Annotated in this window: 18 protein-coding genes and 1 pseudogene; 16 read left to right on the forward strand and 3 right to left on the reverse strand. The window is 37.6% G+C overall.

Translation table 11 applies throughout. The features are described 5' to 3' along the window. The first annotated feature begins 47 nt into the window (after positions 1 to 47). From RGT18_RS02100 to RGT18_RS02125, 6 genes are all read left to right on the forward strand, one after another. Positions 48 to 1,736, forward strand: coding sequence for a Na/Pi cotransporter family protein (locus RGT18_RS02100; RefSeq protein WP_006525489.1), 1,689 nt, complete (start codon positions 48 to 50; stop codon positions 1,734 to 1,736). Between the two features lie 127 nt (positions 1,737 to 1,863). Continuing rightward, complete coding sequence (locus RGT18_RS02105) at positions 1,864 to 2,820, forward strand: L-lactate dehydrogenase (protein ID WP_028078150.1); 957 nt, start codon at positions 1,864 to 1,866, stop codon at positions 2,818 to 2,820. 148 nt (positions 2,821 to 2,968) lie between these two features. Continuing rightward, positions 2,969 to 3,226, forward strand: a complete 258-nt coding sequence (locus RGT18_RS02110; RefSeq protein ID WP_028078151.1) for a SemiSWEET family transporter — start codon at positions 2,969 to 2,971, stop codon at positions 3,224 to 3,226. 135 nt (positions 3,227 to 3,361) lie between these two features. Then, positions 3,362 to 3,910, forward strand: coding sequence for a rubrerythrin (gene rbr / locus RGT18_RS02115; protein ID WP_037403892.1), 549 nt, complete (start codon positions 3,362 to 3,364; stop codon positions 3,908 to 3,910). Between the two features lie 175 nt (positions 3,911 to 4,085). Further along, on the forward strand, positions 4,086 to 5,033 hold the full coding sequence (locus RGT18_RS02120) for a carbohydrate kinase family protein (RefSeq protein ID WP_028078153.1): 948 nt from the start codon (positions 4,086 to 4,088) through the stop codon (positions 5,031 to 5,033). An 18-nt stretch (positions 5,034 to 5,051) separates the two neighbouring features. Further along, on the forward strand, positions 5,052 to 5,750 hold the full coding sequence (locus RGT18_RS02125; protein ID WP_028078154.1) for a CpXC domain-containing protein: 699 nt from the start codon (positions 5,052 to 5,054) through the stop codon (positions 5,748 to 5,750). Here the strand turns inward: RGT18_RS02125 and RGT18_RS02130 are convergent. After that, positions 5,747 to 6,697 (reverse strand): restriction endonuclease, encoded by a 951-nt coding sequence (locus RGT18_RS02130; protein ID WP_051240986.1) that lies wholly within the window; start codon positions 6,695 to 6,697, stop codon positions 5,747 to 5,749. The genes RGT18_RS02125 and RGT18_RS02130 overlap by 4 nt on opposite strands. 18 nt (positions 6,698 to 6,715) lie before the next feature. Beyond that, positions 6,716 to 8,713 carry an LTA synthase family protein gene (locus tag RGT18_RS02135; RefSeq protein WP_081659527.1) on the reverse strand — a complete coding sequence of 666 codons (1,998 nt, stop codon included), beginning with the start codon at positions 8,711 to 8,713 and terminating at the stop codon, positions 6,716 to 6,718. Between the two features lie 164 nt (positions 8,714 to 8,877). Between RGT18_RS02135 and RGT18_RS02140 the strand changes: the two genes are divergently transcribed. The 6 genes from RGT18_RS02140 (at position 8,878) to RGT18_RS02165 (ending at position 15,186) form a co-directional block, all read left to right on the forward strand. After that, positions 8,878 to 10,026, forward strand: coding sequence for an efflux RND transporter periplasmic adaptor subunit (locus RGT18_RS02140; RefSeq protein ID WP_051240987.1), 1,149 nt, complete (start codon positions 8,878 to 8,880; stop codon positions 10,024 to 10,026). 2 nt (positions 10,027 to 10,028) lie between these two features. Beyond that, the gene (locus RGT18_RS02145; protein ID WP_006526346.1) at positions 10,029 to 10,703 is read left to right on the forward strand and encodes an ABC transporter ATP-binding protein; all 675 of its coding nucleotides are present in this window, start codon (positions 10,029 to 10,031) and stop codon (positions 10,701 to 10,703) included. After that, complete coding sequence (locus tag RGT18_RS02150) at positions 10,696 to 12,399, forward strand: biotin/lipoyl-binding protein (protein ID WP_028078156.1); 1,704 nt, start codon at positions 10,696 to 10,698, stop codon at positions 12,397 to 12,399. The genes RGT18_RS02145 and RGT18_RS02150 overlap by 8 nt, the downstream gene beginning before the upstream one ends. Further along, positions 12,399 to 13,646 (forward strand): ABC transporter permease, encoded by a 1,248-nt coding sequence (locus RGT18_RS02155; protein ID WP_028078157.1) that lies wholly within the window; start codon positions 12,399 to 12,401, stop codon positions 13,644 to 13,646. Before RGT18_RS02150 ends, RGT18_RS02155 begins: the two co-directional genes overlap by 1 nt. A gap of 91 nt (positions 13,647 to 13,737) precedes the next feature. Beyond that, positions 13,738 to 14,874: a glycerate kinase family protein gene (locus RGT18_RS02160; protein ID WP_028078158.1), complete on the forward strand. Its 1,137-nt coding sequence runs from the start codon at positions 13,738 to 13,740 to the stop codon at positions 14,872 to 14,874. A 63-nt stretch (positions 14,875 to 14,937) separates the two neighbouring features. Continuing rightward, positions 14,938 to 15,186, forward strand: a complete 249-nt coding sequence (locus RGT18_RS02165; protein WP_006526342.1) for a hypothetical protein — start codon at positions 14,938 to 14,940, stop codon at positions 15,184 to 15,186. 196 nt (positions 15,187 to 15,382) lie between these two features. Here RGT18_RS02165 and RGT18_RS02170 read toward each other — a convergent pair. Beyond that, positions 15,383 to 16,831: pseudogene (locus RGT18_RS02170) on the reverse strand (IS1182 family transposase). A 590-nt stretch (positions 16,832 to 17,421) separates the two neighbouring features. On the opposite strand from RGT18_RS02170, the gene RGT18_RS02175 reads away from it, so the two are divergent. From RGT18_RS02175 to RGT18_RS02190, 4 genes are all read left to right on the forward strand, one after another. Beyond that, complete coding sequence (locus tag RGT18_RS02175; RefSeq protein ID WP_081659587.1) at positions 17,422 to 18,108, forward strand: L-2-amino-thiazoline-4-carboxylic acid hydrolase; 687 nt, start codon at positions 17,422 to 17,424, stop codon at positions 18,106 to 18,108. Continuing rightward, complete coding sequence (locus RGT18_RS02180; protein ID WP_051241070.1) at positions 18,083 to 18,739, forward strand: alpha/beta fold hydrolase; 657 nt, start codon at positions 18,083 to 18,085, stop codon at positions 18,737 to 18,739. Before RGT18_RS02175 ends, RGT18_RS02180 begins: the two co-directional genes overlap by 26 nt. Before the next feature lie 71 nt (positions 18,740 to 18,810). Continuing rightward, a complete protein-coding gene (locus tag RGT18_RS02185; RefSeq protein WP_028078848.1) occupies positions 18,811 to 19,572 on the forward strand; it encodes a class I SAM-dependent methyltransferase in 762 nt (253 codons plus the stop codon). A gap of 439 nt (positions 19,573 to 20,011) precedes the next feature. After that, a complete protein-coding gene (locus RGT18_RS02190) occupies positions 20,012 to 20,977 on the forward strand; it encodes a ketopantoate reductase family protein (RefSeq protein ID WP_028078849.1) in 966 nt (321 codons plus the stop codon). Positions 20,978 to 20,992 lie beyond the last annotated feature (15 nt).

Raw genomic sequence — 20,992 nt, forward strand, 5'->3', positions numbered from 1 at the left:
GCTTTTGATGGGGGAGATTTTAAAGGGTCGGATGATCCACAGGAGGAATGATGGAACTTACATCCATTAGATGGGATATTATTCTAGGTGGCTTTGGTCTATTCTTAATCGGTATCAATTTCATGGGTGATGGCTTAAAAGCTGTCGCTGGTGATAAGTTGAGAGATTATATCGATAGATATACAACCAATCCATTCAGTGCTTTATTGATTGGTATTGCGATTACAATCGTTATGCAGTCAAGCTCGGCTTCAACCGCGATTACGATTGGCTTAGTTCGTGCAGGTCTTATGAACTTGGAACAGGCTGCTGGTATCGTCATGGGTGCCAATATCGGTACAACGGTTACATCATTATTAATTTCCTTGGATATTGATAACTTTGTTTTATACTTCGTATTTATTGGTGCGATGATTATCTGCTTTGGCAAGAAACAGAAAATCAAGAGTACTGGATATATCATCCTCGGTTTTGGTTTGATTTTCTTTGGCTTGAATTCGATGGGTGATGAACTTGCGGCAATCAAAGATGTTCCTGCATTTATGTCATTTGCCGAGGCGATGTCTACAAACCCATTATTGTCCTTGCTTGCTGGTACAATCATGACTGGTGCAGTACAGGCATCTGCTGCAACAATCGGTGTCGTTCAGAAGATGTATGAAGCTGGTGCACTGACATTCAGTGCTGTATTACCATTCGTATTTGGTGCTAATATCGGTACAACTGTAACTGGTATCTTAGCTTCTATTGGTGGATCTACAGCTGCCAAGAGAACAGCGGGTATTCATATCTTATTCAATATTATTGGTACAACAATTGGTATGTTGTTCTTAGTACCTTATGCAAATTTCATTCAATGGTTTTGTGCAGAGTTAAACATTGGCGGAATGATGCAGATAGCAGTAGCGCATATTGTATTTAATACAGTAGCGACAATTGTATTCTTTCCGCTCCTTCGTCAATTCTGTTCATTAATTCGTCTGATTGTTCGTGGTGAAGAACCTAAGAAGATTGAAATTAATATTGATGAGTTGGATGCTCATCTAGCGAATACTGAGCTTCCTGCAGTTGCAATTTCGGCGGCTAGAGATGCGATTTTCAAGTTGGCGGATGTTGTTGGAGAAGATGTCTCTGATTCCCGTGATTATTTGAATAAGCCTGGTACAGATGAGGACTTTGAAAACTTAAGGCAGTCTGAGTCTATGATTAACTCTTTAGATCGTAAGATTACGGAATTCTTAGTTCAAGTTTCCGCAAATTCAAATTTAACAGCTGTTGACCAAGCGGATATCCGTAGAGATCTAGAAATCATCAAGAACCTTGAACGTTTAGGTGACTTATCCATGAATTTATCTGAGTTCTATAAGATGGTCCAAGAGGATCGTAGCGGATTAACTTCCTTTGCGATGGGCGATATCAATAGTATGTATGATAAGTTCAAGGAAATGTACGCAAAGGCAATTGCGGTATATCGTACAAAAGATAAGATTATTTATGAAGAATTAATAGCGTTAGAAGAAGAGATGGATAAGGCAGAGTATGTAGCACGTCAGGCACACTTCACACGTATGTCTAAGAATCAATGTGAATCTTCTGTCGCTGCTTCTATCTACTGTGATATTCTTGGTACATTAGAGCGTATGGGTGACCACTGCTGTAACATTGCTAAGTCGGCATTATTGGATTATGTAGATGCTAGTTTTAATCCAACACTGACAGACACAACAACAAAATAGTTGATATTTGAAACATCTTACAAGAAAAACAAATTGTAAGATGTTTTTTTGAATTACATTTAGTGTATTTTTGAAAAGAAATGCCTATAATGAAGACGTATCTTAAAATAGAAAGGATATGTTAAATATGAGTATTAATTTTCGTAAAGTTGCGGTTGTAGGTTGTGGATTCGTTGGATCTTCTAGCGCATTTGCCTTAATGCAAAGCGGTCTATTTTCAGAAATGGTTTTATTAGATGTAAATCGTGCTAAGGCTGAAGGAGAAGCTATGGATATTGGTCATGGTACTTCTATCAGTTCTCCAATGAATATCTATGCGGGTGATTATTCCGATATTAAGGATGCGGCTATCATTATCGTTACAGCTGGTGCTGCACAAAAGCCAGGTGAAACACGTCTTGACTTAATTAAGAAGAATATCCAGATTCACGCTGGGATCATGGCTGAAATCAAAGCACAAAGTCCGGAAGGAATCTTATTGATTGTGGCTAATCCAGTTGATATCCTGACTTACTATGCACAGAAGGCTTCTGGCATGCCAGAGAATCGTGTATTTGGTTCAGGAACAGTATTAGACTCTGCACGTCTAAGATATCTATTAGGAACACGTTTGGATGTTGACTCACGTTCTGTTCACGCATATGTTATCGGTGAACATGGTGACTCTGAAATCTGCACATGGTCTATGGCAAATATCTCAGGTGTTCCACTCGCTGACTTCTTCGCATTAAGAGGTATGGGTGGTGATCTTGACATGAAGGTTGCACAAGAAGATATCGCAGAAGATGTTAAGAATGCAGCGTATAAGATCATTGAAAGAAAGAACGCTACTTACTACGGAATTGCAATGTCGGTTGTAAGAATCTGTCGTGCAATCCTACGTGATGAAAAGTCTATTTTACCTGTATCAACTGCATTACATGGTGAGTATGGTATCAGTGATGTATCTCTCAGCGTTCCAGCAATCGTTGGAAGAAATGGTATTGAAGAATTGGTGCCAATTTCCCTCAGTGAAGAAGAACGTACAAAGCTTTCCGAATCTGCGGCCGTCTTAAAAAAGACAATGGAAGGCGTAGAATTCTAATAAAAATCCGGAATTTCCGGGTTTTTTAAATTCACATAATTCATTTGAAAAAATAACTTACATAAAAGAATGCAGTAAAATGCTTTCATTCGTCCTTAATAAACATATCTTTGTAAAGAACGATATTCAGAAAGAGGGGGTATAAGTGATGAATCAAAAAGGATTAAAAACACTAGGATGGATTGCGACATGTACAGCAATGTTAATGTATATTTCCTACTTCCCACAAATTATAAATAACCTACATGGAATGAAGAGTGGCTTCTTACAACCTATGGTTGCGGCTATCAACTGTTCCTTATGGGTAACATATGGCTTTATGCAAGAGAAGAAGGATTGGCCACTGATGATGGCTAATTTACCTGGTGTATTATTCGGCGCAATCGCCGCAATTACAGCACTATAAGAAGCGTTCCTAAGGGGACGTTTTTATGTAGAAGATTGATGAAATCCATAGTAATCCTGTTGACTTTCCACAACAATAGGGAGAAGATGAGTATGATTTCCGAAGAGAGTGTGTGGAAATATGGAGGAGATAATAATGGAAAACAAAAAGAACCCTTATGCAGGTACTAAGACGGAAAAGAACCTATTAGAAGCGTTTAGAGGTGAATCAGAAGCTAGAAACAAGTATACATTCTTCGCTTCCGTTGCGAAGAAAGCAGGCTTTGAGCAGATTGCGGCTTTATTCTTAAAGACTGCAGAAAATGAAAAGGAACATGCAAAGCTTTGGTTTAAGGCATTAGGCATGCTTGGCGATGTGAAAGAAAACTTACAAGCAGCTGCTAATGGTGAAAACTATGAGTGGACTGACATGTATGAGTGTATGGCAAAGGATGCGGAAGAGGAAGGCTTCCACGATCTAGCTGAACAGTTTAGAGGTGTAGGTGCCATCGAAAAGATGCACGAAGAACGTTACAGAAAGTTACTTCAGAATGTAGAGATGCAGGAAGTATTCAAGAAGAGTGAAGTTAAGATTTGGGAGTGCCGTAACTGTGGCCATATCGTTGTCGGTATGGAAGCTCCAGAAATTTGCCCAGTATGTCATCACCCACAAGCATTCTTTGAAGTTCACGCAGAAAATTATTAAGATTATGAATTTATGCCAAGGCACGCTGTGCTTTGGTTTTTTGTTGTAAGATACATCGTACATGAATAAATGGACTAATGATTCCGGCGGAGAAAAAGATAATAAAAATGATGGGAATGATTGCGCTAGTACGATTAAAAAGGGTAAAATCAGTATATAAAGTTGGAGAAAATATATGGGAAAAATCTATACAATCGGGGAAGCGTTAATTGACTTTATTCCAGTACAGACAGCTGCAAGTCTAAGTGCTGTGGATGCCTTTCAAAAAAGACCGGGAGGAGCACCAGCCAATGTGGCAGTCGCCGCAGCGAAGCTTGGTGCAGAAGCATATTTTATCGGTATGGTTGGAGATGATCCATTTGGACATTTCTTAAAAGATACGATTGCGGGTTATGGTGTTAATACGAGATATCTGAAGACTACAAAGAAGGCAAAGACAGCGTTAGCCTTTGTAAGCCTTGCGGATGATGGACAACGTGACTTTAGTTTCTATCGTAATCCAAGTGCGGACTTGCTCTTGGATAAAAGTGATGTAGAAGAAATTGAATTTACAAGTGAAGACTATATCAGTTTTGGCTCTGTTGATTTAGTAGAATATCCTGTAAAGTACGCAACAGAGTACTTGCTACAGAAGGCGAAAGCAGCGAATGCGACAATCCTGTTTGACCCAAATATCCGTAAAGATCTTTGGGATGATTTAAATGAGTGTAGACAAACAATTTTAACTTTTATGAAGTATGCAAATATCGTTAAGATGGCAGATGATGAAGTGGAATTTATCACTGGTAAATCGTCTGTCAAAGAAGCCATTGAAGTGGTAAAACAATATGGTGTTGAACATGTCATTGTGACATATGGACCTGAGGGTAGTGACGCTTACTTGAAACATTGTCATAGTCATGCGGATGCGCATAAAGTAGATCCAATTGATACAACCGGTGCAGGTGATACGTTTGTTGGTGCGCTATTATATTACTTAGATCATTACAAACAAAAGCCTGATCAAATTTCACCAGAGATGATCAAAGATGGATTATGTTTTGCCAATCACGCAGCTGCTATCGTTACGACGAAAAAGGGTGCGATGAATGCAGCCCCAACATTAGAAGAATTACAGAAATAAAAAGTTTTGGAGAATACCATGTTTAAAAGAGCAGAGATGAATACCTATGAAGCAGAGATTACTTGTCATTCATGTGGGAAGAAGGAAAAAGTTAAAATCAAATCACTTATTGATACAGCTTTAGATCCATCGGCAGAAACGAGCTTACTGCGTGGCAAGTTATTTCGTCATAGCTGCTCGAAATGTCATATGGAACAAAATATGTTATATACGTGCATGTACCATGATGGTAGTAAGAATCTATTAGTTGGATATCCAGATAATCAAAAAGATTATGAAGAGATGAATCTCATGTTCAATCGCCGCTATCATCGTGATGAGTTGGATGAAGCGTTAAATAAATGGATTGAGACATGCACGACGAGAATCGTGTCGAGTCAATCAGATATGCAAGAAAAGGCTCTGATTTCGTTACTAGGATTAGATGATCGTATCATCGAAATTGGTAAGTATGTAACAGGGGACCTAGCTAAGATTCAATCACAGGGTTTAGAAATCAATCATATGTATTTCAATACTCGTGGTGATGAGTATGCGTTCTTAATTCAATCTGGAGAGGGAATTGTTGGAGAAGTTCCCTTTACCAAAGAACTGTATCAAACATTAGAAGAGCACTACAAACCATATCTAGCTGAAGATGAATCTGTAGAAATTGACTCTTATTGGGTCAGTGATTTCCTAAGAAAAGTTAAAGAAAAACAAAGCCAGTCGAATTAATGATTGGCTTTGATTGTTAGTTCAATCATGTGTAGTGCAGTAGCACGTAGTTCATATTGAATCTGTTCTCGGTTTTGGTTTAATTTTGCTTGTATAGATGCTAGTTGGCTTGTTTGTGTACGATTTGTTTGTAGGGTGATGATGAGATCATTATCTTTTACCTTCGTATCAATAACTTTCACATTACAGTTAAATTCATTTGCGAGGAAGATTGCCATATTCTGTGCAATCGTATAACGTGTCTGCTGTATATCTTGACGTAATTGATTCCGTTTATTTGCTTGACGGCGAATCGAGTATTTCTTGATATAGTAAACAAATCGAACAAATGTAACGATAATAAAGAAGAATAACGCAATCTGATAATAATCTAGTGTAAAGATTGAGAATGTCTTCTGTATAGAATACATGTATGCATGAATAGAAGACAGCATCACAGCAATACCTGTTGCGATTTTTGCATGATGTGGAATTGCCTGTAAGAAGGATGCGATAAATAATAGACTATAGGAAATAAACTGATAGTCTTTGGTCGGCTCTGTACTATAGAAAATCTGATGGAGTTGAATGATAGACCAACCAAAGAAGAGAATTGCCATTGCCTGATAAAGTGTGTAACGATTATCTTCTTCCATCGGTTCTACATTATCCCATAATAGAACATCTGCCTCTTCAGCTAGCTTACGTGCACCAGAGGAGAAGCCGTTGTTGGTAATCACAACTGCTTTATCCAGCTTGTAATACGCAATGCCAGAGAAGGCTTGTTGTACAGCATCATTTCCTACGGCTCTATTGTAATACTTGCATTGGAAGCCGTATTTTAAATTTCCTTTGGTAGCGATAATATCAATGCCTTGATCACCACTTGCCTTGGTGAGTGTTATATTTTTATATCCGAGCATGGATAAGTATTTTGCACAACTACGTTCATATTGAATTCCATTCATGAAATCATTATACAGTACTTATTTTGAATTTTTAGGAGGAAGGGTAAATAATTCGTTTTTGCGCTTTCCTTCTTCGATGAGATTGTTATAAGCGAGCTGTGCATAAGTCTCTAGTCTTGATGAATAAGCATTTTGATTGCCATATACAAAGTAGTTACCATCTTTATCAATACAACCTAAAGCCGATACAACAGGTACGTCTTGATATATATTTTGAAGGAAGTTTTGATATGGCGTTAGCTTTACGTTTGCGTTTTCCGCAAGTAAGGTGCTGAGGTAGTTTGCGCTGATATAAGGGATTATACCGCTTGGAATATCATAGTTTGCCCACATAAAGAAGTGGGTGATATATCTGCGTTGATTTTCCGCATCACTGAGTTCGTGAAGACTCTTACCATAGAGTTCTTCGTAGAATTCATCTTCAATAAATGGTTGATGGTCACCATACATCAAGATAATTGTTGGTTCAGAAACGTTCTTGAAGTAATTTACAAGTTGTTCTAGAGCCATATCACTACGACGGATAATGCTGAGATATTCTTCTGTTTGCGGATAATTTCCTTTCATTGAAGTGATATGGACATCGTGAATCAATCCTGTATCGTATGGCGAATGATTCTGCATCGTTACATTAAACATGAAAAATGGTTTTGATGTATCACGCTGTTCATATAAATCAATGACGTGTTGGAAATCCCATTCATCAGAAATGTAGTTTCTTAACCTTTGATAGTTTGTGATATCCTCCATACCGATAAATCGATCAAAGTTCATGTATTGGTAAGTGTTTATGCGATTCCAATTTTCTTTGTAGTAAGGGTGGAAGGCGGTCGTACTATAGTTTTGATTGGATAAAGTCATCGCAAGACCAGGTTGCGTATGTTTTTCGTATAGTGTATAGGCATTGGAACCAATTGGTAAAAAGGCCATAGAGTTACCGGTTAGAAATTCATATTCAGTATTGCTGGTGCCGGTTCCTATCGTGGAAACATAGACATTTCCTTGGATGGTATTTTTAGCATTCCTCATACTATTTTCAAATGGAAGATAGTCTGTATCAGTCTGAAACGATCCAACAACTTGTAAATCTGAGAAGGCTTCATTCATGATCGTAATGATATTCGGATGTTCTACCGTCGCATTTGGATGTTGATAGAGTGCTGTCTCCGTGATGGTTTGGGTAGAACTGGTATTCTCCTTTAATTGTGTTGAAAGTGTTTCTATATCATAGCCATGCGGCTTTTGAAGGGAAAGATAGCGTGTATTCACGAAGAATTCCGCAATCGCACCATAGTTTTCATAACCTCTTGCTTGATTGAAGAAGTCAGGTGTTGCACCAAGTGTAAGTTGAAAGAAATCGGTACCATAAAAAGTAATCAAAACTGCAGCAGATAGGAAAAGGCAAGTTGTACGATAGAGTATCCGTTGTTTTGTTTTCTTTGCTTTTGGTAACCAGAATAACAGTGCAAAGATGAAATTAACCACGGTTAGCGTAAATAGCACTTGTACATTGAATGTTATCTGATAATTGGTAGCGACGCCAGCTGCGGTTTTGATGACACTTAAATCCCATGGTAAAAGAGGGATTCCTTTAAACTGCTTTACATACATGTTTGCAATTCCGAAGATACATAGGATCATAGTTGTAATCGCAAAAGAGAATTTCATACTTGCAAGTAGTACGTAGAAAATCATTGCAATCAGAAGAATGATACCGTAGTTAACAAATACATTACCGATACCTTCGATATCGGAGAGTAAGTTATTGTTGCAGAGTTCGACTGACATTTCTATCAGTAATGGAACAAGCATGATTGTAATCACTTTGACTATCGTATCGATTTTTGGTTTATGGGGTAGCCATTTTAAAAGAATAGATAAGAGCGATACGATGCTCGCGATGAAAAACATGGTATTTGTTGGATCAAGCTTATGATAATTCTGATAGAAATAGAAGTTTGCGACCAGTAAAATGGTTGTGATTAGGAGTGGAATGATTCGTCTTAATTTATTCATAAGAATATTATAGTAAGATTGTAATGGAATTGTCACTTTTGTTATATATACTATGTTTGCAAGATGGTAGAATATTGTCAAAGAGTTAGTTTATTCTACTTATATCAAAAGAAATACATCATTTTGCAAGATATAGTCTGTTAGAAAAGATACAGGAGATTTGTATGCTAAAAAATAAGAAGATTTTGATTGCGGTACTTGTTGCGGTTGTGGCGATTGTCGCTACAATATTTACCTTCTTCCAAAAGAATCTTGGTGGAACTAGTGGAGGGTCGGTTGCCTATGTAGATACCATTAGTAATATCATGGGTTCTACGGGTGGTGGAAATGACCGTTATTCTGGTGTGGTAGAAGCCCAACAGAGTGTAAAGGTCAACAAAAACCAAGAGAAGAAGATTGAACAGGTATTTGTGTCTGTTGGTGATCAGGTAATTCCTACAACAGTCCTTTTCCGCTACGATGTTTCAGAAGCGCAAAAACAGATTAGTTCAATCAATTTAGATATTGAATCATTAAGAGGCACAATTACGGACAAGTATAATGCAATCTCCGAATATAAAGCCAGTGGTGATACCAGTCAGATTGCGATTGCGGAAAATGATATTCGTGTTGCACAGTTATCTATCCAACAAAAGCAGCTGGATTTAGCTGCGAAACAAAAAGAAATCGATAATGCGAATGTGCTTGCCAATACAACTGGGATTATTAAGGCAATTAATGAAAATGGTACAGATGCACAAGGTAATGCAACAGCGTTTATCGAAATCTCACAGTCTGGTGACTTTAGAGTGAAGGGTACCATTGACGAAACATCCATTACATCTATCACACTTGGACAAGAGATGATTGTACGCTCTAGAACAGATGAGACAAAGTTTTGGACAGGTAAGATTACAGAAATTAAGACAGAACCAAACGCAAAACAGAATGATATGTATAGCATGGGTGGCTCTAGTAACTCTGAAAAGGCTAGTACATATCCATTCTATATTTCATTAGATTCTTCTGATGGTTTAATGCTAGGACAGCATGTATATATTGAAAAGAATAATGGTACTGCTGTGAAGAAAGAAGGCATCTGGTTAGATGCGTCTTATGTTGTTATGGAAGGCGATAAAGCATACCTTTGGGTTGCTAACAAGAACAACCGTTTAGAGAAGCGTGAAGTTGAAGTTGGTGAGCTGGATCAAAACTTATACCAGTATGAAATTAAATCTGGCGTATCTGAATCTGATAGTATTGCATGGCCAATGGAAGACTATAAAGAAGGTATGAAGACAGAACCTATCTCTACAGCAGGAAGTGGAGAATAAGTATGTTATTGAACTTACAAGGAATCTATAAAAGTTATGGCGGCACCATCGAAGTACCTGTTTTGAAGAATATTTCTTTTCAGGTGGCAGAAGGTGAGTATGTCGCAATTATGGGTCCTTCTGGTTCAGGGAAGACAACATTAATGAATATCATTGGATGTTTGGATCGCTGTACAGAAGGAACCTACGAATTGGATGGTACAGATATTTCACGTATTTCTGAAAATGAACTATCAGAAGTTCGTTTAAAGAAAATTGGTTTCGTGTTTCAGACATTTGAACTTTTACCTAGTGAAACCGCAATTGAAAATGTTGCATTACCACTTGTATATGCGGGTATCTCAAAGGCAGAACGCGAAAAGGCTGCAGTTGAAGCACTTACCAAAGTCGGTCTAGGAGATCGTATAAATTTTAAGCCAAATCAATTATCTGGTGGACAAAAGCAGCGTGTAGCGATTGCACGTGCATTAATCAATCATCCACGTATTCTTTTGGCGGATGAACCGACAGGTGCACTAGACCAAGCATCTGGAAAGCAGGTCATGGAATTATTTGAGGAATTAAATAAAGAAGGTGTCACAATTGTTATGATTACACACGACGCGCATGTTGCAAGTAAGGCGAAGCGTGTGATTCATATTATTGATGGCATGATACAGGAGGGCAGGGATGAATAAAAAACGAGTCATTATCAGTGTTTCTGTCGTTGCGGCCTTAGTACTTGGTTACTTTGGAATCCTCCAATATCGTAAGGCATCCCGTAAGGTGGATGTTGTCCAAGTTAGTACGATGAATATGGGTGGAAATCCAACGGAACCACAAATGAGTGGTTTGGTATCCGATTCAGCCACACAGACTGTTACACCATCCGTATCTCAAATTATCACTGCAGTATATGTTACTGAAGGTCAAGCAGTATCCGCTGGTGACAAGTTATTGGCATATGATATTACAAGCTTAAACTATACAGTGGAATTGCAGAAGATTGAAATTTCTACTACACAGCTTCGTTTAGAACAAGCAAAGAAAGAATTGCTACAACTACAAAACACAAAACCGATAGAAAGAAGAGCAACCCCAACACCTACTCCTACACCTGAGCCGGAATATAGGCTGGATACAGAAATAGGCCCACAGGTAGAAGAAAATAAAGTGTGGAATTATCTAAATGCGTTAACGGATGAGGATACAGAGTTTACAAAGGATCTCGATGAACCAACCCCGACGCCTACGCCAACCCCAGGGTCAACTCCAACACCTACACCTACTCCTACTCCAACTCCTACACCTACCCCAGCAGTTCCTGCTGTAAACACATATGAAAAGGGTACAAAAGCCAATCCATATCACTTTGCCATAAAGAGTGATGGTTTCCTTACTGGTAAGTTTATCAAAGAACTCATTCACAAAGCAGAAACAGATGGAAAGAGATTCTATGTTTCCCTTGATGTTTACAAAGATGATGATAAGACAAAGGGTCTTGTAGATTCATGGCTAGTATCTGTAGATAGGCTAAAGGAAATCTTGGGTACAGAAACAAATGATATGGCAAAGTTAGATCTAAAGACACGCACAATTCTCGTAGTGTTAGTTCCTCACGAAGAACCTGCACCTGAAATTGAACCAAATGGTATGACGGCCTCAGAACTGGTACGTGCAATTCACGCAAAGGAATCTGAAATTCGTGAGTATGATATCGATATTCGCCGTAAACAGTTAGAACTATCAGAATTACAGACACAGTTGGCAGATGGCGTTGTTTACGCAAAGCGCAATGGTGTTATTAAAGGTCTAAAGGATATGAATAATGTACCTACGGATGGAACACCGTTCTTGACTGTCGCAGGTGGAACAGGTACAGAAGTAAAGGGCACAATTTCAGAATTGTTATTAACAACAATTCAAAAGGGTACGAAGGTATCTGTTACAAGTTATGAAACGGGTTCAATCTACGAAGCAGTCGTTACACAGATTGATAACTTCCCAACGAATTCTAGTGAAGGATTCTATGGTGGTAATCCAAATGTTTCGATGTACGGTTTTACTGCATATATTGAAAAGGGTGATGATTTAAAACAAGGTGCGTATCTTGCCTTATCAATCCAAAAAGAAAATACAGATACATCTTCCATCTATCTTAGCAATGCCTTTATCCGTGATGACCATGGACAGAAGTATGTTATGAAAGATGTAGATGGAAAACTTGTAAAGACATATATCAAGACGGGTAAAGTGTACTTCAATATGTCGACAGAAGTATTATCTGGCCTTTCAGATACGGACTATATTGCCTTCCCATATGGCGATGGTGCAATTGAAGGTACTCGTACACAGATTGGTATGGGCGACAACGCTATGTACGGAGGCTACTAATGGGTGAGAATATTAGATTATCAATTCGTGGAATCCTATCACATAAGATGCGTTCGATTCTAACAATGCTGGGTATTATTATCGGTATTGCGGCAATCATCGCTATCGTTTCCACAATCAAAGGTACAAATGAACAGATTCAAACAAACCTCATTGGCTCGGGTGTCAATACCGTCAATGTACGTATGACCCAAGGTGATTGGGAGTATGATTTTGGACAGGGCATTCCTGGTAAATACAGAGAAGTCTCTACATTTCAAAAAGAGGATTTAAAGAAGATTCCTGGTGTGGTCAATGTGTCACTCTATCATCGCCGTCAGGTATACGATGGCGTATTCCATCTAACAAACTCTTTAACAGGCGGATATGTATACGGAATCGATGATACATATTTACAGACAAATGGTTTGATTGTAAGCCGTGGTAGAGCTTTTTCTACAAATGATGTCGATAAGAATCGCAAGGTTTGTTTATTGGATAAGGTTTCTGCAGAACAGTTATTCCAAGGAGAAAATCCAATTGGTAAAACAGTAGAAATTCAAAAGGAACCATTTGTGGTTGTTGGTGTTGTTTCGCCAGCGGTAGAGTTTGAACCTACCATCAAAAACATGAATGATTACTATACATATAACCAAGATACTTCTGGAAAGGTATATGTACCAACATCAGTATGGCCGTTGTTATATCAATATGATGAGCCAGAAAATGTAATATTACGTGCAAAAGATACAAACTCAATGACAACGATTGGTAAGCAAGCTGAGGAAATTTTAAACGCTACAGCAACTGGTAATAGTGATACAAGCTATAAGTCAGAAGATCTGATGAAGCAAGCAAAGCAAATTCAACAGTTATCTCAAGCAACCAATACAATGTTGTTGTGGATTGCGGGTATATCCTTGCTTGTTGGTGGTATTGGTGTTATGAATATCATGTTAGTAAGTGTAACCGAAAGAACACGCGAGATTGGTCTGAAGAAGGCGATTGGTGCTCCTAAGAAATCAATTCTGATTCAATTCTTGACGGAAGCAGTCGTATTAACATCGACTGGTGGTGTGATTGGAGTCATTTCAGGTGTTATCCTAGCATTCCTAATATCGAAGCTAAATGGTACACCGATAGCCATCAGTGTCGAAGCTTCTATCTTTGCAGTATTATTCTCTATGTTAATTGGTATTGTGTTTGGTATCTTACCATCCTACAAGGCCGCAAACTTAGATCCTATCGACGCATTACGTCGTGAATAAGTGGTTGATGATGTTATTATCAATCACTTTTTTAATGCGAAAAACGGTTGAGAATGATATCATAATAAAAACATCGACAGCAGGAGGATATATGAAATTTTTATTTGCCCCCGATTCATTTAAAGGCACGATGAGTGCTATCAATATTAATCGCTTGTTAAGACATGCGACGCACCGTGTGTTTGGAAGTGTGGAATATATCGATGTAACAATGGCAGATGGTGGAGAGGGTACAGTGGAAACTGTCACTCGTAATCTGCGAGGCTCAATTATGTATGTGACAACGCATGGTCCATATATGAAGCGTAGAGAAGCTAAGTTTGGCTTGGTAAATCAAAAAGAAGCAATCCTAGAAGTTGCGGAAGCAGTGGGTTTAGCATTGGTTCCACAAGAGAAACGCGATCCACGTTACACATCATCCTATGGTGTAGGTGAGTTAATCGCTCACATTCTCGATGATGGGATTCGTGATATAAAGATTGCGATTGGTGGAACATCCACGAATGATGGTGGTATTGGTGCGATGCAAGCATTAGGTGTACGCTTCTTAGATAAAGATGGTAATGAAGTAAAAGGAATTGGCGATAGTCTAAAAGATATCGTTACAATCGATACTTCACGTATGAACCCATTAGTTCAAGAAGCTAAATTTACAATCATGTGTGATGTGGATAATCCTTTATGTGGTCCAAATGGTGCAACAATGTGCTATGGGAAACAAAAGGGTGGTACAGTTGAAGTGCTAGAAGAACTTGAACGGGGTATGGAAAACTACCGCCAGGTTTTATTAAAAACATTTGGGAAAGATGTAAATGAAATTCCTGGCTCAGGTGCAGCAGGCGGTATAGGTGCAGCCTTCTCATTATTCCTAATAGGTGAGATGAAGTCTGGTATTGAAGTTGTAATGGATTTAATGAACTTTGATCAGATGTTAGATGGCGTTGATTATGTCATTAGTGGTGAGGGAAGAGCTGATGCACAAACACTACATGGCAAAGTACTCTATGGCATCGGCAGACACTGCAAAGAAAGAAATATCCCAGTCATCGCAATTTGTGGATGTCTTGGAGATGGTCATGAAGCATTATATGAACACGGTATTACAAAGTTCTATGCAACTACGGATAAGGAACTTTGTGAAAAAGAAATTCTAGCAAACGCGAATGATAACTTTATGAGCACTGCTGTTCGCATGTTTGAAGATATCAAAAATGGAAAGATTTCTTAGTTGAAAGTCATAGTAAATGATATGATTTACATATAGAGAAAAGTATCATGGAGGCTAATTCATATGATTCTAAAAGTTGTGCGTGAAAAGGAAACAAAATACTATGTTCCCACACAAATTCAAGCAATGGCAATTTCAGCTGTCTACAATACAGATGATATGTACGATGTAACATTCATTGTAAATGGAGTTTCTGAACCAGTAAGAACTTTCCCATCCAAAGAAGATGCAGAAGAATTCTTAGTACGTTTAGATATATTGTATTGTTCACATGATTCATCTGTGCATATCGTAAATTTAAATACGCTATAAGCAATATGCATTTTCATATAATCTAATATTGGTGAAGTATTAAAAATGAGATGGTGATAAACCACTAATGCTAGCGCTGGGACTTACACTTGTTCTAGTGACATTAAGCCATAAACAAAACACTTCATTATGAAGTGCCAGAGTGTTGACAAAGTGACATTTTAAACGATGTCACTTTTTATTTTGTCTGTAAACTTCAATAATATTGACTTTCCAATAAGACAAAGTACTGATTTTGAGGTATTAAGCTTAAAAATGGATTTGCTTCCCATTTCCATCGTGCCATTCTTTCTAGATTATGGCATGCAAAAATCATCGACGCTCTATGTCGATTTTTCTTTAACCCTCTTTCTCGTGTGAATCTCAAGCAATGATTCTCCTTATCCTCCGCAAATACTCTCTCGATTGTCTGTTTGCGTAATGGATATATTTCCTTCCATAATGGGGTATACCTTATCTCTTCTGCTGCTTCAAGATAGGGTGCCCATACATGTCTGGTTATCACTTTTGTATTATTCTTGCTTTTGGTGCATTTATCTTTCAACGGACAGCTGGCACATATTAATGGATTACTCTTGTATTGCCTGTACCCTTGTCGGTTCACTGTTGTATATGTCAATGTTTGATTGTTTGGACATATATACCAGTCATAGTGTTCGTCATACACATATTCTCTTTTTGGGAAAAAGCCTTTCTTCGTCTGAGGTCTTTTATATGGAAGTATTGGCTGCTGATGATTATCTATTATCTCTTTGGCAATGGCTGGTGTTTTATATCCTGCATCTAAACATACATTTTTAATTTGATCTCCAAATTTTCCCTGAAGATGTCTGTATGCACCAAAGAATGAAACACTGTCATGTATATTTCCAGGGACTGTATCAAAGCTCAATACGAATCCATGTTTATCACAGAATGTCTGCTGTTCATACGCAAAACATTCTTCATGTTCTCCTTTATGATAATTCCCGGATTCAGGATCAGTAGTACTTTGCTTTACTCTTTTTGTTTTTACTATCTCTATTTCTTCTCCTGTTTCAGAATCAAAATCCAGTTCTGTTCTGTTTAATGAGTGAAATTCTTTTTTACCATCTAATGCTCTTTCTTGGTTTATTTCCTCAAGCAGGGAATCTTCAAAACATTTTTTTGTGATTTCTATTTCTGCATCTGTATGTTTTCTTTTATTTGCATTGGCTTTAACGTGTGTTCCGTCTCCAAACACTGTTTCGAGATCAACAAATCCTGCATCCATAGCTTCCTTAAGTATTCTATTGAATATTTGTTCAAATATATCAGAATCTCCATATCTACGTATATAGTTCTGGCTCCAGGTAGAATAATTTGGAATACTCTCAAACATTTCATATCCTATAAACTATCTGTATGCCAGATTTACTTCTATTTCCTTACAGGTTTTTCTCATACTGTTGATGCCAAAACAGAAGTTAATGAATATCATCTTAAATAAAACCACCGGATCAATGGATGGTCTTCCTTCAGAACTATACAGATCCTTTACCAGAGGATATATAAAGTTCCAGTCAACAGCTTCTTCAAGCTTTCTGACCATGTGATCTGGTGGTACTAAGTTATCAATAGTATCAAATATTATACTGTCGTGTTTTATATTATTCCTGCATGTCATTGTCATGATAATCACTCTCCAATTCCCGTTATTATTATACCATGATTACTTTTTGCAAAATAAAAAGCAGAAGAATTACCGATTTTGGGAATTGGAGATCTTCTGCTTCTTTATTATACTTTATTTTTTGCTTTTTTTCCTTATTTGTTTGTCAACAGGCTGAAACGACTTTCTTGAAGTCGTTTTTATTTAGATAGAATGCAGCATCATTTCTGAATTTTCAGTTGTGTTTTAACTAAGATTCGATACTGAAAAGGACATAAATGTAGAAGGTATATTGCAGTATATACACATAATAAATTAGAATCAAAAAACTTTTACTGATGCTCAATTTTCCAATGTATAGAATATGTTGTTAGTTATGACAAACTGTGCTATTCTGAGAATGAAAAGAGATGCTCCAGTAGAAGGAGATAAAAAATTATTGGGGCACGGAGAGACTTTCTGTGGTCCATTTTTTGGAATATAGGAACGTAATTGTTACGAGAATATTTGAGTATAACTGTTTTTGAAGGAAGGGAGAATAAAATGCTAAATCAGAAAGAGAAGATGAAAATCATACGAAAATCTCAAAAGATAATGGAACATGCATGCAGGAATTTAATTACTCGTCTTATGCCAATAAAACTGATTTTTATTGGTATAAGACGAAAGAGAGATATTGTCAGATTTTAGATGAATTGCCAGATATTGGTGGCGAAGCTAATGTACTGATTCATAATTTATACAAGTCAGCGTGGATTTTTGCACTCTATGATGTGGTAGGAAGAAACTTAACAAAGGAAGAGATTGATACTGTAATTCATGAGGTTATGGAAGATGGTTTGAATATCTTACAGAAGATTCCTGGTAGGTTTTTGATGAAAAGAAAAGTTCTACGAAGTCTTTTGATAAGACGCATAGAAAATTACCAGAAAAAACTAGAACCTCATCTCCATAAAGATTGGCATAATACATGGGGTATGGAAGTGCAACATGATATCAATGATGGTATTCATTTCGTACTAAGAGGATGTCCAATTAAAGACTACTGCGAGAAACATGGAATCATGGAGATTTTGCCATATCTTTGTAATATGGATCATCTTATGATACAAGCATTACAATTATATCTAATACGACCAAAGACATGTTCAAATGGTGATAAGATATGTGAGTATATGATTGTGGCAGATGACAGTCCACTAGCAAAAATAAATCCTATCGCAGTAACGGACAGTGGGTTGATGTTGACGAAGAAGGAAAAAAATCATGCGATTTCAGGAATACGGGAATAGGGAGAATCCAACGCTTGTAATGTTGCAGCCGATGCTAATGAATCCAAGTGCTTTCAATTTTGTAATTCCGCAGTGTAGCAAGAATTATCATGTTGTTGTTCCTACCATGCCTAGACATGATTCTCAGGAGCCAAATGAACAATATACTTCGATTGAGGAAATTGCTTCTTGCATTGAAAACTTGGTACAGGAACATTGTGGTGGACATGTGAAATGCATCTATGGCTTTTCAATGGGTTGTGCAGTCACTATTCGTCTTCTATCTGATAGAAACATCACGGCTGATACCTACGTAATAGATGGAGGAATCACACCGTATCAACTATGGAAACTACTTAAATATCTGATATGTTTGCGTGATTTTATGATGATTTGGCTAGTGAAACATATGAGTGTAAAGGTTTTACGGAAGATGATGAATTCAAATAAGTATTCCGAGAAAGATGTCATTTATGTAAGGGATTGTCTGCATAGCTTGCATAATCGAACCATATGGAGAGGATTCTACTCTACAAACAATTACGATGTTGCACTTCCTTTGTTGAAGTCTGTTGGAAAAGTTTTTTGCTGGTATGGGACATGCAGAATCCATTACAGTCTATCCAGAAATTTTCTGCCAAATGCTTGCTAAAAATATCTGCTGAATGAAGGATTGGAATTTTGCTATATGTTTAGATATGTATTTATGAAAGGAGAATAATCGTGAAAGTAGATTATAAGAACTGGGTACCGAAAGGACTGATTTTTGCGGTAGCAGTGGCATTAGTGGTTATGGCAACGATTGGTATTATAATTAAATATGTTTTCGTGCGGATCATTGTAAGTGTATTGTGTGTTGGCTTATTTGTTGTACTGTTGTGGTTGGTTGCCATGTATAAAGCATTTGACTATCGTGGCAAAAGGCAGATGTCTCGTCAAATCATTGCGGGAATTGCGGAATATGTAAAAGTGCCTGCTGGAGGGTCTTGTCTTGATGTCGGTTGTGGAAGTGGTGCATTAACAATTGCTTGTGCAAAGAGAAATCCAGATGCGGTGATTACTGGGATTGATCGTTGGGGCAAGGAATATGCTTCGTTCAACCAAAATCTTTGTGAAAGAAATGCAATGGCAGAAGGTGTGGGAAATACTCGTTTTATACATGGTGATGCTGTTTCACTAAACTTCCCGGATGAAAGCTTTGATGCAGTTACCAGCAATTATGTTTATCACAATATACCTTCAAAGAATCGACAGGAGATTCTTCTAGAAACATTGCGTGTTTTGAAGAAGGGCGGTTCTTTTGCTATTCATGACATCTTTTCCGTATCAAGGTATGGTGATATGAACATTTTTGTGGAGAGACTCAAAAGTATGGGTTATCACAATGTGGAGCTAATTCCCACGACAGAAGGATTGTTTATGTCACACTGGGAGTCTCTATGGATGCAGCTTAGTGGGTCTGCACTTTTAGTTGGGGAAAAATAAGGAAGCATGTGAAGATAGGAATGATCTTTATCCTAATATTTTTTAATAATTGGAAAGGTCAAAGGAGATGAGGCTGATAGAGGCATAGATTGGGTTGTTATGAAAGAATTTATCGAAACTATCGGCATATATCAGTTCTATTTCAGAGTAAAGTTTGTGGGCAAAGCGCAAAGCTACTCATTGAACAAACTGCGTGCACTTCTGGAACATTGAGGTCTAAAGCTAGTTATCTGCACTGGTCACACAGGATGGACAGATGATTTTGAGTTTGCTTTTCGTCATATTGACAGGGTTTGTAATGCATGGAAGAAAACACAAAAGCCGATAGATCCACATGCACCTTTCGACGGCTACGACGAGGCAAACAATCCAGAAGAACAGGCAAGATCTATGTGCTTACCGAAAGCATATCAGGCTTGAATAAAAGAGGTGGAAATATATGAAGGTTCTAGTATATGGTATTGGTGTCATTGGATCTTTGACTGTACACGAACTTTGTAAAGCAGGTAATGATGTTACCATTGTTTCAAGAGGCTGCTGGAAAGAAGTGTTGGAACGTCAAGGATTGCAAATTCATTCAGGAAAAAATAAGTGGATTGATTATCCAAAGGTATTATCTAAATATGATGGCCAAGTGTATGATGTGGTATTTTCCATCATGCAGAATCAACAGCAGGCGAATATTCTAGATACATTAGCAGAAATTCAAGCAAAATATATTGTGCTAGTTGGAAATAATTTGCAAAGTACTGAAATGCAACGCCGACTCGAAGAAAAAGGAAAACATCCGAATGATATTTTATTTGCTTTTCAAGCCAGTGCTGGATTACGACATGAAAATTACACGGAAGTTGTAAGTTTTAATCAAACGGAATTTACAATAGGACATTTAAAAAATGAATTATGTTTTGAAGAGCAGACCTTCTTTCAAAAGCTTTTCTGTGGTTCTAATATGAAGCTTTGCTTTATGGATGATATGGAGAGTTGGCTATTTTGTCATGTGGCTTTCATTCTGCCAGTGGTATATCTTTCCTATGGTCATCATTGCAATCTTAGAACTGTCACAATGAAAGATATAACAATGTATGTGCAAGCGACAAAAGAAGCTTATGCTTTTCTCAAATCAATTGGTATGCAGATTCGTCCCAAAAATGATGATAAGAACTTGGTAGGAATTCGTGGTATTCTTTTAAAACTTATTCTGTGGTCTATCGCGAAGACAAAGCTAGGGGCATTGATTGCGAGTGATCATTGTCGGAATGCCGTAGCTGAAATGCAGCATCTAGATGATAGTTTCAATGCGTTGCGAAACAAAAATCCACATTTAGAAATGCAAAATTTTGATGAACTTAGGAGCAAAATGCCGACATGGGATAGTCTATATCAAGAGTACAAAAAGGAATGAATTTAAATCGTCTGA

This window comes from Solobacterium moorei (assembly GCF_036323475.1).
GTDB lineage: Bacteria > Bacillota_I > Bacilli_A > Erysipelotrichales > Erysipelotrichaceae > Bulleidia > Bulleidia moorei.

Excerpts from the sequence above, each read along its gene's own strand:
- RGT18_RS02145 (WP_006526346.1), top strand. The coding sequence starts at position 10,029 with ATGTTATTGAACTTACAAGGAATCTATAAAAGTTATGGCGGCACCATC.
- RGT18_RS02130 (WP_051240986.1), bottom strand. The coding sequence starts at position 6,697 with ATGAATGGAATTCAATATGAACGTAGTTGTGCAAAATACTTATCCATG.
- RGT18_RS02180 (WP_051241070.1), top strand. The coding sequence starts at position 18,083 with ATGCGATTTCAGGAATACGGGAATAGGGAGAATCCAACGCTTGTAATG.
- RGT18_RS02140 (WP_051240987.1), top strand. The coding sequence starts at position 8,878 with ATGCTAAAAAATAAGAAGATTTTGATTGCGGTACTTGTTGCGGTTGTG.
- RGT18_RS02120 (WP_028078153.1), top strand. The coding sequence starts at position 4,086 with ATGGGAAAAATCTATACAATCGGGGAAGCGTTAATTGACTTTATTCCA.
- RGT18_RS02150 (WP_028078156.1), top strand. The coding sequence starts at position 10,696 with ATGAATAAAAAACGAGTCATTATCAGTGTTTCTGTCGTTGCGGCCTTA.
- RGT18_RS02190 (WP_028078849.1), top strand. The coding sequence starts at position 20,012 with ATGAAGGTTCTAGTATATGGTATTGGTGTCATTGGATCTTTGACTGTA.
- rbr (WP_037403892.1), top strand. The coding sequence starts at position 3,362 with ATGGAAAACAAAAAGAACCCTTATGCAGGTACTAAGACGGAAAAGAAC.
- RGT18_RS02175 (WP_081659587.1), top strand. The coding sequence starts at position 17,422 with ATGCAGGAATTTAATTACTCGTCTTATGCCAATAAAACTGATTTTTAT.
- RGT18_RS02165 (WP_006526342.1), top strand. The coding sequence starts at position 14,938 with ATGATTCTAAAAGTTGTGCGTGAAAAGGAAACAAAATACTATGTTCCC.
- RGT18_RS02125 (WP_028078154.1), top strand. The coding sequence starts at position 5,052 with ATGTTTAAAAGAGCAGAGATGAATACCTATGAAGCAGAGATTACTTGT.
- RGT18_RS02105 (WP_028078150.1), top strand. The coding sequence starts at position 1,864 with ATGAGTATTAATTTTCGTAAAGTTGCGGTTGTAGGTTGTGGATTCGTT.
- RGT18_RS02135 (WP_081659527.1), bottom strand. The coding sequence starts at position 8,713 with ATGAATAAATTAAGACGAATCATTCCACTCCTAATCACAACCATTTTA.
- RGT18_RS02155 (WP_028078157.1), top strand. The coding sequence starts at position 12,399 with ATGGGTGAGAATATTAGATTATCAATTCGTGGAATCCTATCACATAAG.
- RGT18_RS02110 (WP_028078151.1), top strand. The coding sequence starts at position 2,969 with ATGAATCAAAAAGGATTAAAAACACTAGGATGGATTGCGACATGTACA.
- RGT18_RS02100 (WP_006525489.1), top strand. The coding sequence starts at position 48 with ATGATGGAACTTACATCCATTAGATGGGATATTATTCTAGGTGGCTTT.
- RGT18_RS02160 (WP_028078158.1), top strand. The coding sequence starts at position 13,738 with ATGAAATTTTTATTTGCCCCCGATTCATTTAAAGGCACGATGAGTGCT.